The organism is Allobosea sp. NPDC055332 (genome assembly GCF_053645455.1).
The window spans coordinates 643,102-659,430 of record NZ_JBSHMO010000002.1 but is presented as its reverse complement, the minus strand read 5'-3'; the positions used below and the strand labels follow the sequence as shown (position 1 = coordinate 659,430).

General features: G+C 67.6%; 15 protein-coding genes. 7 read left to right on the top strand and 8 right to left on the bottom strand.

Going from position 1 to position 16,329, the window contains the following annotated elements; genetic code table 11:
- Positions 1-77: 77 nt before the first annotated feature.
- Positions 78-1,988 carry a 1-deoxy-D-xylulose-5-phosphate synthase gene (gene dxs / locus ACWIGM_RS11755; RefSeq protein ID WP_454026114.1) on the bottom strand — a complete coding sequence of 637 codons (1,911 nt, stop codon included), beginning with the start codon at positions 1,986-1,988 and terminating at the stop codon, positions 78-80.
- Positions 1,989-2,170: 182 nt separating this feature from the next.
- On the opposite strand from dxs, the gene ACWIGM_RS11750 reads away from it, so the two are divergent.
- The gene (locus ACWIGM_RS11750; RefSeq protein WP_454026113.1) at positions 2,171-3,400 is read left to right on the top strand and encodes an MFS transporter; all 1,230 of its coding nucleotides are present in this window, start codon (positions 2,171-2,173) and stop codon (positions 3,398-3,400) included.
- A 9-nt stretch (positions 3,401-3,409) separates the two neighbouring features.
- Here ACWIGM_RS11750 and ACWIGM_RS11745 read toward each other — a convergent pair whose 3' ends face one another.
- Both ACWIGM_RS11745 and ACWIGM_RS11740 read right to left on the bottom strand, forming a co-directional pair.
- Positions 3,410-4,342, bottom strand: coding sequence for a DMT family transporter (locus ACWIGM_RS11745; protein WP_454026112.1), 933 nt, complete (start codon positions 4,340-4,342; stop codon positions 3,410-3,412).
- A gap of 10 nt (positions 4,343-4,352) precedes the next feature.
- Positions 4,353-5,273, bottom strand: coding sequence for a pirin family protein (locus ACWIGM_RS11740; protein WP_454026111.1), 921 nt, complete (start codon positions 5,271-5,273; stop codon positions 4,353-4,355).
- A 112-nt stretch (positions 5,274-5,385) separates the two neighbouring features.
- Here ACWIGM_RS11740 and ACWIGM_RS11735 point away from each other — a divergent pair, with 112 nt between their 5' ends.
- Positions 5,386-6,054, top strand: a complete 669-nt coding sequence (locus ACWIGM_RS11735; RefSeq protein WP_454026110.1) for a GntR family transcriptional regulator — start codon at positions 5,386-5,388, stop codon at positions 6,052-6,054.
- 160 nt (positions 6,055-6,214) lie between these two features.
- Positions 6,215-6,805, top strand: a complete 591-nt coding sequence (locus tag ACWIGM_RS11730) for a biotin transporter BioY (RefSeq protein WP_454026109.1) — start codon at positions 6,215-6,217, stop codon at positions 6,803-6,805.
- Positions 6,806-6,825: 20 nt separating this feature from the next.
- Here ACWIGM_RS11730 and ACWIGM_RS11725 read toward each other — a convergent pair whose 3' ends face one another.
- Positions 6,826-7,374, bottom strand: coding sequence for an NAD(P)H-dependent oxidoreductase (locus ACWIGM_RS11725; protein ID WP_454026108.1), 549 nt, complete (start codon positions 7,372-7,374; stop codon positions 6,826-6,828).
- A gap of 85 nt (positions 7,375-7,459) precedes the next feature.
- Between ACWIGM_RS11725 and ACWIGM_RS11720 the strand changes: the two genes are divergently transcribed.
- A complete protein-coding gene (locus ACWIGM_RS11720) occupies positions 7,460-8,380 on the top strand; it encodes a LysR family transcriptional regulator (protein ID WP_454026107.1) in 921 nt (306 codons plus the stop codon).
- A gap of 18 nt (positions 8,381-8,398) precedes the next feature.
- Here ACWIGM_RS11720 and ACWIGM_RS11715 read toward each other — a convergent pair whose 3' ends face one another.
- Together ACWIGM_RS11715 and ACWIGM_RS11710 are read right to left on the bottom strand one after the other, a co-directional pair.
- Entirely contained in the window at positions 8,399-8,656 is a 258-nt protein-coding gene (locus tag ACWIGM_RS11715; protein WP_152017142.1) for an exodeoxyribonuclease VII small subunit, read from the bottom strand.
- 62 nt (positions 8,657-8,718) lie between these two features.
- Entirely contained in the window at positions 8,719-9,183 is a 465-nt protein-coding gene (locus ACWIGM_RS11710; RefSeq protein ID WP_171019692.1) for an Lrp/AsnC family transcriptional regulator, read from the bottom strand.
- A 254-nt stretch (positions 9,184-9,437) separates the two neighbouring features.
- Between ACWIGM_RS11710 and ACWIGM_RS11705 the strand changes: the two genes are divergently transcribed.
- Positions 9,438-10,022, top strand: coding sequence for a thioesterase family protein (locus tag ACWIGM_RS11705; protein ID WP_454026106.1), 585 nt, complete (start codon positions 9,438-9,440; stop codon positions 10,020-10,022).
- Positions 10,023-10,035: 13 nt separating this feature from the next.
- Here ACWIGM_RS11705 and ACWIGM_RS11700 read toward each other — a convergent pair whose 3' ends face one another.
- Both ACWIGM_RS11700 and ACWIGM_RS11695 read right to left on the bottom strand, forming a co-directional pair.
- Complete coding sequence (locus tag ACWIGM_RS11700) at positions 10,036-13,614, bottom strand: PAS domain-containing hybrid sensor histidine kinase/response regulator (protein WP_454026105.1); 3,579 nt, start codon at positions 13,612-13,614, stop codon at positions 10,036-10,038.
- A gap of 78 nt (positions 13,615-13,692) precedes the next feature.
- The gene (locus ACWIGM_RS11695; protein WP_454026104.1) at positions 13,693-14,049 is read right to left on the bottom strand and encodes a winged helix-turn-helix transcriptional regulator; all 357 of its coding nucleotides are present in this window, start codon (positions 14,047-14,049) and stop codon (positions 13,693-13,695) included.
- A gap of 96 nt (positions 14,050-14,145) precedes the next feature.
- Here ACWIGM_RS11695 and ACWIGM_RS11690 point away from each other — a divergent pair, with 96 nt between their 5' ends.
- Together ACWIGM_RS11690 and ACWIGM_RS11685 are read left to right on the top strand one after the other, a co-directional pair.
- Positions 14,146-15,159 carry a zinc-binding alcohol dehydrogenase family protein gene (locus ACWIGM_RS11690; RefSeq protein ID WP_454026103.1) on the top strand — a complete coding sequence of 338 codons (1,014 nt, stop codon included), beginning with the start codon at positions 14,146-14,148 and terminating at the stop codon, positions 15,157-15,159.
- A gap of 107 nt (positions 15,160-15,266) precedes the next feature.
- Positions 15,267-16,316, top strand: a complete 1,050-nt coding sequence (locus tag ACWIGM_RS11685; protein ID WP_454026102.1) for an L-dopachrome tautomerase-related protein — start codon at positions 15,267-15,269, stop codon at positions 16,314-16,316.
- The last annotated feature ends 13 nt before the right edge of the window (positions 16,317-16,329 follow it).

The following is a 16,329-nucleotide window of genomic DNA, read 5'->3' as shown; positions in this document are numbered from 1 at the left end:
TGGAATTGATATTATCGCACCCGGCGGAACCGCCGGGTGCGATAATATCATGCCCGGCGCGGCAGGCCGGCCATGCGTTAGGCGCGGCGGACGGCGCTGGCGGGGCCGAGCGCTTTTTCGACGGTGCGCACGATCCCGGCGGCGTCGAGCCCGGCCTCGGCGTACATCGCCTCGGGCTTGTTGTGGTCCTGGAAGATGTCGGGCAGCACCAGGCTGCGGATCTTCAGGCCACGGTCGAGCGCGCCCTCGCGCGCCAGCAATTGCAGGACATGGCTGCCGAAGCCGCCGACCGAGCCTTCCTCGACGGTGATCAGCACCTCATGCTCGCGGGCAAGGCGTAGAATCATGTCCTCGTCGAGTGGCTTGGCGAAGCGGGCATCGGCGACGGTGGTCGAAAGTCCGCGCTGGCCAAGCTGCTCGGCCGCCGCTCGGCATTCGGCGAGGCGCGTGCCGAGCGAGAGCAGTGCGACCTGCGTGCCCTGCCTGACGATGCGGCCCTTGCCGATCTCGAGCGGAACACCGTGCTGGGGCATCTCGACCCCGACGCCTTCGCCACGCGGATAGCGGAAGGCGATCGGCCCTGCGTCATAGGCGGCCGCGGTCGCGACCATATGGGTGAGCTCGGCCTCGTCGGCCGCCGCCATCACCACCATGTCGGGCAGGCAGGCGAGATAGGCGACGTCGAAGGCGCCGGCATGAGTCGCGCCATCGGCGCCGACGAGGCCGGCCCGGTCGAGGGCGAAGCGCACGGGCAGCTTCTGGATGGCGACGTCGTGCACGACCTGGTCGTAGGCGCGCTGCAGGAAGGTCGAATAGATCGCGCAGAACGGCTTGAAGCCCTCGGTGGCGAGGCCGGCCGCAAAGGTCACCGCATGCTGCTCGGCGATGCCGACATCGAAGGTACGGCCGGGAAACTCCTTGCCGAAGGCATCGAGCCCGGTGCCGGACGGCATGGCGGCGGTCACGGCGACGATCTTCTCGTCCTCGCGTGCCGCCTTGATCAGGGCATTGGCGAAGACGTTGGTGTAGCTCGGCGCATTCGCCGGGGCCTTGGCCTGCTGGCCGGTGACGGGGTCGAACTTGACGACGCCGTGATATTTGTCGGCGCTGGCCTCGGCCGGGGCATAGCCCTTGCCCTTCTGCGTCACGACATGGACCAGGATCGGCCCCGTCTCGGCGTCGCGGACATTGCGCAGCACCGGCAGCAGATGGTCGAGATTGTGCCCGTCGATCGGGCCGACATAGTAGAAGCCGAGCTCCTCGAACAGGGTGCCGCCAGTCCAGAAGCCGCGGGCATATTCCTCGGTCCGCTTCGCCTTCTCGTGGAAGAAGCGCGGCAGCCTCTCGGCGAGATATTTCGCGATCTCGCGCAGCGAGCGATAGGTCCGGCCGGAGACGAGACGGGCGAGATAGGCCGACATCGCTCCGACCGGCGGGGCGATCGACATGTCGTTGTCGTTGAGGATGACGATCAGCCGCGAGCCCGTGGCGCCGGCATTGTTCATCGCCTCATAGGCCATGCCGGCCGACATGGCGCCGTCGCCGATCACGGCGATGACGTTGTTCTTTCCGCCTGCAAGGTCGCGCCCGACTGCCATGCCGAGCCCGGCCGAGATCGAGGTCGAGGAATGGGCGGCGCCAAACGGATCGTATTCACTCTCTGCGCGCCTGGTGAAGCCCGAGAGCCCGCCCGGCTGGCGCAATGTGCGAATCTCGGCGCGGCGGCCGGTCAGGATCTTGTGCGGATAGGCCTGGTGGCCGACATCCCAGATCACCCGGTCGCGCGGCGTGTCGAAGACATGGTGCAGAGCGACGGTGAGTTCGACCACGCCGAGGCCGGCGCCGAGATGGCCGCCGGTCACCGAAACGGCATCGATCGTCTCGGCCCTGAGCTCGTCGGCGAGCTGGCGCAACTGCGCATCGTCGAGTCGGCGCAAAGCCGCCGGATCGGGCACCTGGTCGAGAAGGGGAGTGTTGGGGCGAGGCACGAGGCTGTCGGATCCTTCGCTGGGATGATCTGGAAATAGAGCCTGTGTGGCGCGCTGGCAAACCAGAGTTGGGAAACCCGCCCGTGATTGCCGCGAACGCCTTGCCTTCCCACGAAACGGGTGGCTCTCATGCGGGCAAGGCTTTTTGGTGTCCTCACAACTGCTTCCGAGGACACCAGATCATGCAACCGGCCGACATCGCGCCATTGCCGACGGCATTTCGCCGCATCGGCTGGTCCAATCTCTTTGCCCAGTTCTCGGAACAGATCGCATTGGCCGCGGCCCCTCTGGCCGCGGTGCTCCTGCTGGCGGCGGGACCGGCCGAGACCGGCTGGCTGCAGACGGCGCAGACCTTGCCTTTTCTCCTGCTCTCGATCCCTGCGGGCCTGATGGTCGATCGCGCCTCGCGGCGCCGGCTCATGGTCGGCACCGAAGTCCTGCGCGCGGTGTCGCTGCTGGCGATCCCGCTACTGCTCGCTCTGGGCAGCCTCAACCTGACCTGGCTGGGCATGCTGGGCGCGCTCGGCGCTGTCGGCACGGTCTGCTACAGCGTCGCCGCTCCGGCCTTCGTCCCGTCAGTGGTGCCGCGCGCACGGCTCGCGGACGCCAATCGCTGGCTGGAGCTGGCGCGTAGCGCCGCCTATGCCGGCGGGCCGGCGCTCGGCGGTGCGCTCGTTGGCTGGATCGGCATATCGACGGCCTACGGTCTGGCTGCCGGGCTCTCCATTTTTGCCGCGCTCCTGCTGGCCGGCCTGCCGAAGGATGAGGCGCCGTCCGGCCCGCGACGCGATCTGCTGCATGATCTCAAGGAGGGCGCCCGTTTCGTCGCCAGCCACGACCTGCTCAGGCCGATTCTGATGACGGCGGTCTTCTTCAACGTCTCCTGGTTCATCTTCCAGGCGGTCTATGTCGCTTACGCCGTCCAGAATCTTGGCCTCAGCGCGACACAAGTCGGCATCACCCTGGGCATCTACGGTGCCGGGATGATCGTCGGCGCCGCTCTCGCACCCCATATCTCCAGGCGGGTCTCCTTCGGGACTTTGGTTCTGCTCGGGCCGTTCGCGGGCCTCTGCGCGGCTGGCGTGATGCTCGCGACCCTTTGGTTTCCCACGGTCTATCTGGTCGGGGCGAGCTTCTTCCTGTTTGGCGTCGGGCCGATCATCTGGACGATCTCGACGATGACATTGCGCCAGGCGGTCACGCCCAATGCGATGCTCGGCCGCGTCTCCGCCCTGATCATGACGGCGACCTTCGGCGCCCGCCCGGTCGGCGCCGCGATCGGCGCTTCCGTGGCGACGCATCTCGGCATCGCCGCCTGCCTGCAGCTCGCGACGGCAGGCTTCCTGATCCAGTTGCTCGTGATCGGCTTCTCGCGGGTGCCACGCCTGCGTGACCTCTCCGAGCTCGCCTGAGAAGTCGGGCTAGGCGGCCGGCGCTGACGTCGGCCGCGTCGCCAGCAGCACGCCAGTGACAATGAACGCGATCGAGATCCCCTCAGCCACCGTTGGTATCTCGCCGAGGAAGACGATGGCGAGCAGCGAGGCGATGACCGGCACCAGCGCGATCATTGCCGCGGCGGCCGAGGCGCCCAGCAATGTCACGGCGCGGTTGAAGCTGATCAGCGCAACGATGCTCATCAGCACGCCCTGATAGAAGCCCTGCACGGCGATCTCGACTGTCGGCGCCTGTCCGAGATGGCCGATGCCGAGGATGAGATAGGCCGGCACGAAGATCACACCCGACCAGAAGCAGATCAGCGCTGCCGACTGCAGCGGGTTGAGGCCGCTGCCGCGCAGGAGCAGCGTGTAGCCGGCCCACATCGCCGCCGCCAACGCCAGGAAGCCGAGCCCCAGCAGGCTCGGCGTTGCCCCGCCGCTGGAGGCCGTGAAGACGAGGCCGCAGAGGCCGGCAGCGATCGCGGCGTATCCGACGAGCCTGATCCCGCCGGGTGGCTGGCGCAGCAGCAGCCAGCCGAGCAATCCGGCGAAGACCGGCATCAGGGTCGGCGTCACCGAAGCGGCGCGGCCGGCCGAAGTCATCTGCACGCCGAGCGCGACCAGGGCTGCGAAGGGTGCGCCCCAGAGCGCGGCGAAGATGAAGCCGTTGCGCCAGGCGCGCGGCGGCAGATCGCGCAGCAGGACCGGCGCCAGCAGGATCGCGCCGATGCCGTAGCGCAGCGCGGTCAGGTCCCAGACATTGAGGATGCGGGTGACGCTGAAACGCGTAACTACGAACCAGCCGGCGAAGATCGAGACCGTCAGCGTCGCCCAAAGGAAACCGCGCAGCCGCTTGGGTGACGGGCGAGCGTCTTCCGGCACCAAAGCGCGCTCAGGAGGCAGGCCTTCGGCAGGCATGTCGGCGCGCTCAGCGCTCCGGCAGCGGGATGAACTCTTCCTCGTCGCCGGGGACGGTGTCGAAGCGGCCGGTCTTCCATTCCTGCTTGGCCTGGTCGATCCGCTCCTTCGAGGACGACACGAAATTCCACCAGATATGACGCGGGCCGTCCATCGGCTCGCCGCCGATCAGCATCAGTCGGCTCTGGTCGACGCCGAGGATCGAGATCCGGTCGCCCGGCTTGAAGATCAGCAGCTGTCCGGCGCCGAACTCGTCGCCGGCGATGTCGATCTTGCCGGTGACGATGTAGACCGCGCGCTCGTGATAATCGGGATCGAGCGGCAGGATCGCACCCGGCGCCAGCACGGCCTCGGCATAGAGCGTGTCCCAGGGAAACTTCACCGGAGAGGTCTCGCCGAAGGCCGAGCCCATGATCAGGCTGACGCGCTTGCCCTCGCCGACGATGCGCGGCAGCTCGGGCGCGGCGTGGTGGATGAATTCCGGCGCGACCTCCTCATGCGTCTTCGGCAGGGCGAGCCAGGTCTGGATGCCGTAGAGCTTGGGCGCCTTCAGCCGCTCTTCCGGCGCGGTGCGCTCGGAATGGACGATGCCGCGCCCGGCCGTCATCAGATTGACCGCGCCTGGGCGAATCGGCAGCGCCGTGCCCAGCGAATCGCGGTGCATGATCTCGCCGTCGAACAGGTAGGTGACGGTGGATAGCCCGATATGCGGATGCGGGCGCACGTCGATGCCCTCGCCGAGCAGGAATTCGGCCGGGCCCATCTGGTCGAAGAAGATGAAGGGACCGACCATCTTGCGCCCGATCGATGGCAAAGCACGGCGGACCGAGAAGCCGCCGAGATCATGTGCGCGCGGCACGATCACCTGTTCGAGCGCCTCGCAGGAGCGGGTATCGCCCGCGACCGGGTCATGATCGGGCAGCTGTGACATGGCGATGTCCTCCTGTGAGCGCCGAAGACTGGCCCCGGACGCCGCGCGCGACAAGGGTACAACCGGCCGCAGCGGGCTCGACGTGGGCGCCGGAAAAAATTATCGATAATTCATGGTCAGCGAGAAATCAGAAACCCTGCCGGTCCGCATCAGCCGCATCCTCGCCGAGCGGATCATCTCCGGGCAGCTCGAGCCGGGCGCAAGGCTGCGGCAGGATCATGTTGCCGTCGAGTTCGGCGCCAGCCATGTGCCGGTGCGCGAGGCCTTCCAGCGGCTGGAAGCGCAGGGGCTTGCCGTCAGCGAGCCGCGCCGCGGCGTGCGCGTCGCCACCTTCGATCTGCGCGAGGTCCGCGAAGTCGCCGAGATGCGTGCGGCGCTTGAGGTGCTCGCTTTGCGCCATGCGGGCCCGCATCTGACGCGCGCCATCCTCGACGAGGCCGAGGAGGCGACCCGCGCCGGCGACAATTCGCCGGATGTCCGCGCCTGGGAGGAAGCGAACCGGCGTTTCCATCGCCTGATCGTGACGCCGTGCGCCATGCCGCGCCTGCTGGCGGCGATCGACGATCTCCATGGCGCGAGCGCCCGCTTCCTGTTCTCGGCCTGGCGTTCGGACTGGGAGGCGCGCACCGACCACGATCACCGCGCCATCCTCGCCGCCCTCCGCGCCGGCCAGGTCGACGAAGCCGCGGCGATCCTCGCCCGTCATGTCCAATGGATCGGCTCCAAGCCGGTGCGAACCGCCGCCGGAGGGACACGGGACGTCTTTACCATCCAGGGCTGAAGCCGCGACGGATCAATCGACAAGCATGGCTGCGACGCAGCTGTGCGTGGATGTGCTCACGGGTGGTCGCGCTGTCGCTTGCAATCTGAACGCAGCTGTGGACTCTAAGATAGATCAAGTCAGTAAATTATCTATAATTCTGGAATCGACGGAGAGACCCATGAGCGACCTCAGCTACACCGCCCCGACCCGCTTCAGCCCGCTTGATCTGCAGGCGCGCCCGCTCCTCGTTCGCGCAGCCGCCGTCCTGCTCGGCACGCTCGTCCTGGCGATCGCCTCGCAGATCAGCGTGCCGATGGTCCCGGTGCCGATGACCATGCAGACGCTGGCGGTGATCCTGATCGGCGCGCTCTATGGCTGGCGGCTCGGCGCGCTCACTATCCTCGCCTGGCTCGGCGAGGCGGCGCTCGGCCTGCCCGTTCTTGCCAACGGAGCCGGCGGGCCGGCGCCTCTCATGGGCCCGACCGCCGGCTACCTGGCTTCCTTCCCGTTCGTTGCGGCGCTGGTGGGTTGGCTCGCCGAGCGCGGCTGGAACGGCAGCCGCCCGGCATTCGCCTTCGCCGCGATGCTGCTCGGCCACGCGCTCTGCTTGGCTCTCGGCGGCCTTTGGCTGGCGACGCTGATCGGGGCCGAGAAGGCGATGCTTGCCGGCGTCGTGCCCTTCCTGCTCGGCTCGCTGGTCAAGTCGGGTCTCGGCGCCGCGATCCTGATGGTGCTGGTGCGCCGCGCGAGCAGCGCCGAACAGGCGTGAGCTGACGCTCGCCCGGCAGGTCAGGCGGCCTGCCGGGTTTCGAGCCGGGCGAGCCGCGCGACATAGTGGTCGGCGGCGGCCTCCAGCGCCTCGGCATCGGCCCGGCGCGCATTGTAGATCAGGAACGGCTCCTGCCAGGCGAGGGCGCAGCGATGCGCCGTCGCCTGCAGTGGCTTCAGCAGGTCGCGCAGCGAGAACAGGTTGGCGCCGCTCGGCGCATAGGCCTCGGGGATGTTGCCGGCGGTCGCCGCGATCAGGAGTGGCCGGCCGGCGAGCTTTGCGCCTTCCGCCTCGTAGTGGATGTAGAACATCCGGGTCAGCACCGCGTCCTGCCAGGCCTTGAGCAGCGGCGGCGTCGAATACCACTGCACCGGGAACTGCAGAACGATCCGCTCGGCGGAAAGCAGCCGCGCGGCCTCCACATCACCGTCGATACGCCCGTCCGGATAGAGCGCCTGCATGTCGACGACATTGGTGCCGGGCCGGCTGCCGGCGGCCTGCGCCAACGCTCGGTTGGCGCGCGAGCTCTGATAATCGGGGTGGAAGAGCAGGATCAATGTCTGCGTCATGGCGACCTCCTTCGGTTCGAGAGGAGGATGCGGCGGCTCAAGAAATTACTCCAATGGATGATAGATATACCGTATCATTGGTTTCATGAATTTAAGGGCGATCGACCTCAACCTGCTTGTCGTGCTCGACGCCCTGCTCGACGAGGCGCATGTCTCGCGCGCGGCCGAGCGGGTCGGCCTGTCGCAGCCAGCGGCATCGAGCGCACTCGAACGCTGCCGCCATCTCTTCGGCGATCCGCTTCTGTTGCGGGGCAGAGGGCGGATGCGCCTCACCGCGAAGGCGCAGACACTGCGGCAGCCGCTGCGCGACATCCTTGCCCAGATCACCGGGCTGCTCGATGCGCCGGAGCCCGATCTGAAGAGCTTGGTGCAGACCGTCAGGGTGATGACGGCCGAACTGCCGCCCGCGCTGCTGACCGGCCGGATCTATGCGCAGCTGATGCAGACGGCGCCGGGCCTGACTCTCGCCATCTTGCCCTGGCAGGGCGCGCAGGCGACGCTGGAGGCGCTGGCGCAGGGGCGCGCCGATCTCGCCATCTCTGTTTTCCCGACGATCGATGCCGACTTCACCCGCCGGGAATTGCTGCGCGAGCGCTATGTCGTGGCGATGCGCCGGGATCACCCGGCGCGAGCCAGCTTCGATCTCGACCGCTGGCTCGCCTTTCCGCATGTGCTGGTTTCCGGCCGAGGCGAGACGCATGGCCCGCTCGACGAGGCGCTGGTCCGGCTCGGGCGCAAGCGCCATATCGGCCTGGTCGTGCCGAGCTTCCTCAGCGTGCCGTCGCTGTTGATGGCTTCGGAGCTGATCGCGCTCCTGCCGAGCCGGACCTTGCCGCCGGAGGAGGCCGAGCGCTTCGTTACCTTCGAGCCGCCGGTGGCAGTCGAGGGGTTCCCCTTACATCTCGCCTGGCATCGGCGCAGCGAGAGCGACCCGGCGGTCCGCCATGTCGCGCGCCTGATCGAAGCTGTCCTCGGCGAAGCGGTCATGGTCAGTCCGCCGGCCTGATCGTGGCTTGGCCGCCTGCTAGTTCCCGACGTCGAGCGGCTGGGTGCCGGTCGGCTTGCCGTCGGCTCCGAGCGTGATCTTCTCGATGCGCGCCTCGGCCTGCTTCAGCAGCGCGTCACACCGTGCCTTCAGCGCCTCGCCGCGGGTGTAGATGTCGATCGATTCCTCAAGCGCGACGTCGCCGCGCTCGAGCCGGGCGACGATCGCCTCCAGCTCCTTCAGGGCCGCCTCGAAGGGCAGTCCGGCGACATCGGCATTGGTCTTGGCGTCGGTCACGGGCGCGATTCCTGTTGGGGGCTCGTTATCGACGCTGGCCCCGTTCGCCGCAACCCCGATGGTCACATCGGTAGCGACGAAGTCTTCTTGATCGTGCGCAGCGTCAGCGTCGACTGCACCCGGGTGACGCCCGGCAATTGCGTGATGATGTCGGTGTGGATGCGCTCGAAATCGGCGCTGTCGCGGTAGATCACCCGCATCAGGTAATCGTGCGCGCCGGCGAGCAGGTGGCATTCCAGGATCTCGGGCAGGTCCTGCACCGCCTTCTCGAAACTCTCCAGCGAGGCGCGGCCCTGCTGGTCGAGCGTGACGAAGACGAAGGCGGTGCCGGGGAAGCCGGCGATGCGCTCGTCGAGCATCATCACATAGCCGCGGATCAGTCCGCTCTCCTCGAGCTGGCGCACGCGGCGCAGGCAGGCCGAGGGCGAGAGATGGACCTTCTCGGCCAGATCCGAATTGGTGATCCGGCCATCCTTCTGGAGGATGCGCAGGATCGTCCTGTCGCGGGAATCGAGTTCGATCTGCATCGCTGGAGCATCGTCCCGTGGGCCGGCGGCATCTGGTGCAGTCGCCGGAAAGCGCAGATGCTTCTGCGGAAAAAGCGCGCTTGGCAAGCATGATCTTGCGCAGGTGCCCGCATTGTCCGCATGCCAGCGCTGTGGCGGCGCCCTATGTCGCAGGATCGTGCAGCGCAACATGCCGCCGCGACGCGACCAAATCCGGGTCTGGCCGCGTGCGCAAAAACGTTTACAACTAAACCATTCTCCCTTGGAAAGCCGCCATGAATCTCTGGTTCCGCCTGATCTGGCTGCTGCTGACGCGGCCCTTCCAGCCGAAGCTGAAACCGCCCTTCGAGGCCTCGATCCTGCCCTTCCGGGTCTGGTTCCACGATCTCGACACCAGCCTGCACATGAACAATGCCCGCTATTGGGGGCTGATGGATCTCGGCCGCGCCGATCTGATGCTGCGCAGCGGCCTGTGGCGCGCGATCCTGCGTCATGGCTGGGTGCCGGTGGTCAATTGCGGCACGATCCGCTTCCGCCGCGAGGTCCGCCTGTTCCGGGCGCTCAGGCTGGAGACGCGGCTGCTCTGCTGGAGCGAGGGCTGGGTCGTGATCCAACACCGCATCCTGACTGAAGGGCGCGACGGCAGCGAGATCGTCGCCGCGGTCGCGCTCGTCCGCGCCGCGCTCTACGATCGCAAGGGCCGGGCCTATGTGCCGGCAGCCCGCCTGTTCGCCGAGATGGGCGTCGCGGTGGAAAGCCCGGAGCCGAGCACCGAGGTCGCAGCCTTCCTGGCGGCCGAGGACGCGTTGCGGCAGGCTGGGACGGCAGGACAGGGCACCGCAGAGCCGGTACCCGAATAATCCGCGGGCTGGGCTACTCCGCTGCCAGTCTCGTCGCGCGCCATTGCGCGAGCAGCGCCCGCAGCGCACCCGGCTTCAGCGGCTTGTTCAGCACATGGATGTCGAGCGCCCCGGCTTCTTCCCGCACTTCGGGTGAGCGGTCGGCGGTCAGCAGGATGGCCGGCAGGCCGCCAACGCTCTGCCGCAGCGCCGAGATCAGCGCAATGCCGTTCTCGCCATGATCGAGATGGTAGTCGGCGATCAGCACATCCGGCGTGCCGCTGGCGGCGATGACGGCGGAGGCTTCGTCGAGATCGCGCGCGGTCTCGACCTTGCAGCCCCAGCCGCCGAGCAGAAGCCGCATGCCGTCGAGGATGGCCGGCTCATTGTCGATGGCGAGCAGCTTGAGGCCTGCGAGCTGGCTGCTGGATGGGGCCCCGCGCGCGGCCGTCGTCGTCGCCATGGCCGGCAGCGGCGCGGCCCGCGGCACCAGGATCGAGAAGCGTGTGCCGCGCCCCGGTGTCGAGGCGAGCACGAGCTTATGGTCGAGGGTACGCGCGATGCGTTCGACGATGGACAGGCCGAGGCCGAGGCCGCGCGCCACCTTGGCACCCTGGTCGAGGCGTTGGAACTCGCGGAACACGGTCTTCTGCTTACTCGCGGGGATGCCGAGCCCGGTATCGAGCACCTCGATCGCGATCTGCCCGCTGCGTCTGCGGCAGCCGACCAGCACCTTGCCGCTTGGCGTATACTTGATCGCGTTCGAGACCAGGTTCTGCAGCAGCCGGCGCAGCAGGCGCCGGTCGGAACGGACGGTCGTCGAGGTCGCGGCAAAGATGAGGCTGAGGCCCTTCTCCTGGGCGCTCGGCTCGAATTCGCGCTGCAGCTGGCGCATCAACTCGTCGAGGCGGAAGGCGCTGATCTCGGGCTTGAGCGCGCCGCCGTCGAGCCTGGAGATCTCGAGCAAGGCGGTCAGGATCTCCTCGACCGCGTCGAGCGAGGCGTCGATGTTCTCGGCGAGGTCGGGCTGGGCGCTGCTGCGGTCGCGCTCGACCAGGGCGGAAGCGTAAAGCCGGGCGGCATTCAAAGGCTGCAGAATATCGTGGCTGGCGGCGGCGAGGAAACGCGTCTTCGAGGCATTGGCGTCGTCGGCCTCGGCCTTGGCGCGCTGCAATTCGGTGTTGACGTGCCGAATTTCCTCGGTGCGCTCGGCGACGCGCTTTTCCAGCGTCTCGTTGGTCCGTTCCAGTTCCTCCTCGGCGGCGACCGAGTCGGTGATGTCGGTATAGGTGGTGACGATGCCGCCGTCGGGCAGCGGGTTCGAGCGGATCTCGATCACGTTCTTGGACGGGTAGAGCCTGAGCCGGACGGGCTCGCGATCATTGATGAAGCTCTCCAGCCGCGCCGCCATCAGCTCGTCCTGCGGGCCGGCGCCATAGGCACCGCGCTGGGCGTTGTAGCGCACGATCTCGTCGAGCCCGGTACCAAAACGCACCAGCGAGGGCGGCAGGTCGTAGAGCTGGATGAAGGCCTTGTTCCAGGCGAGCAGGCGAAGATCCCGGTCGAGCACGGTGATGCCCTGGCCGGCATGGTCGAGACCGTTCTGGAGGATGTCGCGATTGTATTGCAGCGCCGCCGAAGCGTCGTCGAGCAGCTTGAAGGCGGCTTCGGTCGAGAGGTTGCGCCGCTTCAGCAACAGCGACAGCACGAGGCGTGACGACGCGGCGCCGATCGCCGAGGAGAGCAGGTGCTCGCCGAAGCGCAACATGTGGATGTCGGCCTCGCGCGTCCCGTTCAGGACCTCGCCGCGTGAATGGGCGAAGCCCTCGAAGGCGCGCTGCGTCCGCTCTTGGCCGAGATAGCGGCCGATCGTCGATTGCAGCTCGGCTTCGGTGACGCTGGAGCGCCACAGCGAGAAGGACTGGGCCATGGTCGCCCGGTCCGATTCGACGAAGGCGTTGGCCTGCAGCCGCTCCATCGCGCTTGCCGGGCGAACCAGCGAGAAGCCGACATAGCAGACGAGGTTGATGCCAAGGCTCCAGAGCACGCCATGCGGCAGGGCCGGCAGCGACAGCCCGAGCAGCGCTTCAGGCCGCAGCGCGGCGATGCCGAGCGGCCCGTGCTCGACGATCTCCGCCCAATAGCCGCCGGGATTGGCGAGGCTCGGTATCAACAAGGTGTAGAGCCAGGTCAGCAGGCCGGCCGACAGGCCGGCGGCGGCGCCAAGCGCGGTACCGCGCCGCCAGATCAGCCCGCCGAAGAAGGCCGGCGCGATCTGCGCGGTGGCCGCGAAGGAGAGCAGGCCGATCGAGACCAGCGCGGCTTCGCCCGCGGCACGGTAATAGGCGTAGCCGAGCAGGATCACCGCGACGATGGCGCCCCGCCGGATATGCACTACCTGCGAGCCGAGGTCGCCGCCGGTCGAGCTGTTGCGGCGCCGGCCGCCGCCTTCGAGCAGCGCGGCCGCCCGCTCTGGATCGACGCTGACGCCGCGCCCGCGCAGCAGCAGCGGCGTGACGAGATGGTTCGAGATCATGATCGCCAGCGCGACGGAGGCGACGATGACCATCGCGGTTCCGGCCGAGAGCCCGCCGATGAAGACGAAGAGGGCGATGAGACCGGCCTGCTTCTCCAGCGGCAGCAGCAGCACGGTCATGTCGCGGTCGATCGCCGTGCCCGGCAGCAGGACTTCGCCCGCCGCGGCCAGCGGCAGCACGAACAGGTTGATCAGCACGAGATAGAGCGGAAACATCCAGGCGGCGCGGCGCACGTCGCGGACGTCGCGGTTCTCGACGATCGCCATGTGGAATTGCCGCGCCAGCAGCAGCGCGGCGCAGGAGGACAGCGCCGTCAGCGTCAGGAACATCGGCCAGCTCGACGTCCGCTCCCAGATCGGCGGCCGATCACCGGCGGCTCGCGCTGCCTGGGCGAAGAGGTCGCCGGCACCGTCGAACAGGCCGTAGACGACGAAGACGCCGAGCGCGAGGAAGGCGACGAGCTTGACCAGCGACTCGGCCGCGATCGCCAGCACCAGCCCGTCCTGGTGCTCGGTCGCGTCGATATGACGGGTGCCGAAGGCGCAGGCGAAGCCGGCGAGCACCAGTGCGACGAGGAAGGCGAGGTCGCTCAGCACCGGTAGATCGGTCATCGGCGGGGGGCCGCCGGCGGCGGCGAAGAACACCGAGAGCGAGTTCGCCACCGCCTTCAACTGCAGGGCGATATAGGGCAGGGCGCCGACCACCGCGACGATGCAGACCAGCGCCGCGACGCGCTCGCTCTTGCCGTAGCGCGCGCCGACGAAGTCGGCGATCGAGGTGATGTTCTGTGACTTGGCGATGCTGACGATACGCGCGACGAAGCGATGTCCCAGCCCGATCACCAGGGCCGGGCCGACATAGATGCCGAGGAAGTCGAAGCCCGCCCGGTTGGCGAAGCCGACCGAACCGTAGAAGGTCCAGGAAGTGCAGTAGACGCCGAGCGCCAGCGCATAGATCGTGGTGCGCGCCCGCCCGGTCATCAGGCGACGTCCGGTGGTGTCCGCGAGATGGGCGATCGCGAACAGCACGCAGAGATAGCCGAGCGCGCTCAGGACGACGGACCAGGCCGGTAGCATCCCACCTCCTTGCAACGGCGATCGCCGGCAAATCTATCGCCGCTGCGTCGCCGCCGCCATCGGCCTTTCGGCCTGTCCTCAGGCTGCTGTCTGGACCTGCGCCAGCCGTTCCAGCCGCCGCTCGCCCCAGGCATGCATGGCGCGGACAATCTCTTCGAGCGAGCGGCCTTCCTCGGTCAGGGCATAGTCCACTCGGGGCGGAACCTGCGCATAGACCGTGCGAGTGACCAGCCCGCACTCCTCGAGCTCGCGCAATTGCCGGGTGAGCATGCGCTGCGTCGCGCTCGGCAGTTTCCGGCGGATCTCGTTGAAGCGCAGCGTGCCCGAGAGCAGGTGGTAGACGATCACGCCCTTCCACTTGCCGTCGATCAGGTCGAGCGTCACCTCGACCGGGCAACCGGCGGCGCAGTCGTAGCGCTTCTTTGTCTTCAGCATCCGACAGTATCCATTGTGATACTACTGGTCCAATTTGTGCGTATTGCAGCTCAGGAGCCTATCAGTATTTCTCGGCCTTCAACAGGAGATATTCCGATGAAAGCCGTTGGCTACCGCGCATCCCATCCGATCGAGCACCCTGAGTCATTGCTTGACCTGACGCTCGACAAGCCGGCGGCGGCCGGCCGCGACCTATTGGTTCGGATCGAGGCGGTCTCGGTCAATCCGGTCGACACCAAGATGCGCCTGCGCTCGCAGCCCGAGCCGGGCGGCGTGAAGGTCCTCGGCTGGGACGCTGCCGGCATCGTCGACGCGGTCGGCCCTGATGCGAGACTGTTCAAGCCGGGCGACAAGGTCTTCTACGCCGGCGCGATCGGCCGCTCGGGTACCAATGCCGAATATCATCTGGTCGACGAGCGTATCGTCGGGCGCCGGCCGAATTCGCTTTCGGTCGCGGAGGCGGCGGCGCTGCCGCTGACCGCGATCACCGCCTGGGAGATGCTGTTCGACCGGCTCGACATCCGCCGGCCGGTGCCGGGTGCCGCGAACGCGCTGCTGATCATCGGCGGCGCCGGCGGCGTCGGCTCGATCGCGATCCAGCTCGCCAGGCAGCTCAGCGACGTCACGGTGATCGCGACCGCCTCGCGGCCGGAAACGCAGGCCTGGGTCAGGGAGCTCGGCGCCCATCATGTCGTCGACCACACCAGGCCGCTTGCCGCCCAGATCGCCGCACTCAACATCGGCGCACCGGCCTTCGTCTTCTCGACCACCCAGACCGACCGGCATTTCGACGAGATCGTCGAATTGATCGCGCCGCAGGGCCGCCTCGGCCTGATTGACGATCCCGAGCCGATCGACGTGATGAAGCTGAAGCGCAAGAGCGTCTCGCTGCACTGGGAGCTGATGTTCACGCGCTCGCTCTTCGGCACCGCCGACATGGAGGCCCAGCACGTCCTGCTCAACGAGGTCGGCGCCATGGTGGACGCCGGCAGGCTCAGGACCACGCTGGGCGAGCATTTCGGCAGGATCGATGCGGCCAATCTCAGGCGCGCCCACGCTCTGCTCGAAAGCGGCAAAGCCAAGGGCAAGATCGTTCTCGAAGGCTTCTGAAAACAAAACTGGGAGGGTGAACCATGCGTATCGTCATCACGGCCGCAATAGCGGCCGGATTCCTAGCGAATCCTCACGGCGCGCAAGCTCAGAAGGCTGCTGAAACGGTGAAGGCCGAGATCTTCGCCGAACTGCCCCAGGCGGTCGGCAACATCACCTTCACGCCGGACAAGCGGGTGATCTTCAGCCACCACCCGTTCTTCGCGCCGGATATCCGCGTCGCTGAGCTCAATCCGGACCGCAAATCGTTCAAGCCATTCCCGGATGCGAGCTGGAACACGCCGCGGCCGGGCACCGACCGCTATCTCGACAGCGTGCTCGGCCTGCGCGGCGACGAGAACGGCATCATCTGGCTGATGGATATGGGGCAGCGCACGCCGCTGACGCCGAAGCTCGTCGGCTGGGACAGCAAGCGCAACCGGCTGCACCGGATCTACTATATCCCGGCCCCGGCCTCGCTGCCGGAATCGCAGCACAACGACTTCGTCGTCGACCTGAAGAATCGCAAATTCTACATCGCCGACGAGGGCATCGGGCCGGGCGGCGACGGCAGCAAGGCAGCGCTGGTCGTCGTCGACATGGACACCGGCGCGGCGCGGCGGGTCCTGCAAGGCCATGCCAGTACCTTGCCGGAAGACAGGCCGATCACGGTCGAGGGCAAGGACCTGACCGTGCCCGGCAAGGACGGCAAGCCTGCCGTGATCAAGGTCGGTGCCGACGGCATCGCGGCTGACAAGGATTTTACCTGGCTCTATTACGCGCCGCTGAGCGGCACGAGCGTCTATCGCCTGCGCATCGCCGACCTGAACGATGAGCGCCTCAGCGAGGCCGGGCTCGGCAGCAAGGTCGAGCGCTACGCGGCCAAGCCGAACAATGGCGGCTTTTCGCTCGATGCCAGGGGCAATCTCTACCTCACCGAGGTCGAGGCGAAGGCGGTCGGCGTCATCCCCGCCGATGGTCGCCAGTACCGGCGCTTTGCGACGCATGATGGGCTGAGCTGGCCCGACGGCGTCAGCTATTCGCCTGATGGCTTCATGTATGTTTCGGCTGCGCAGCTGCCGCAGGCCGCCCTTTTCAACGATGGCAAGGCCCTGAACAAGGCGCCGTACTACATCTTCCGCTTCAAGCCGCTGGCGCCCGGCAGGATCGGCCACTGAAACCGGACGGATG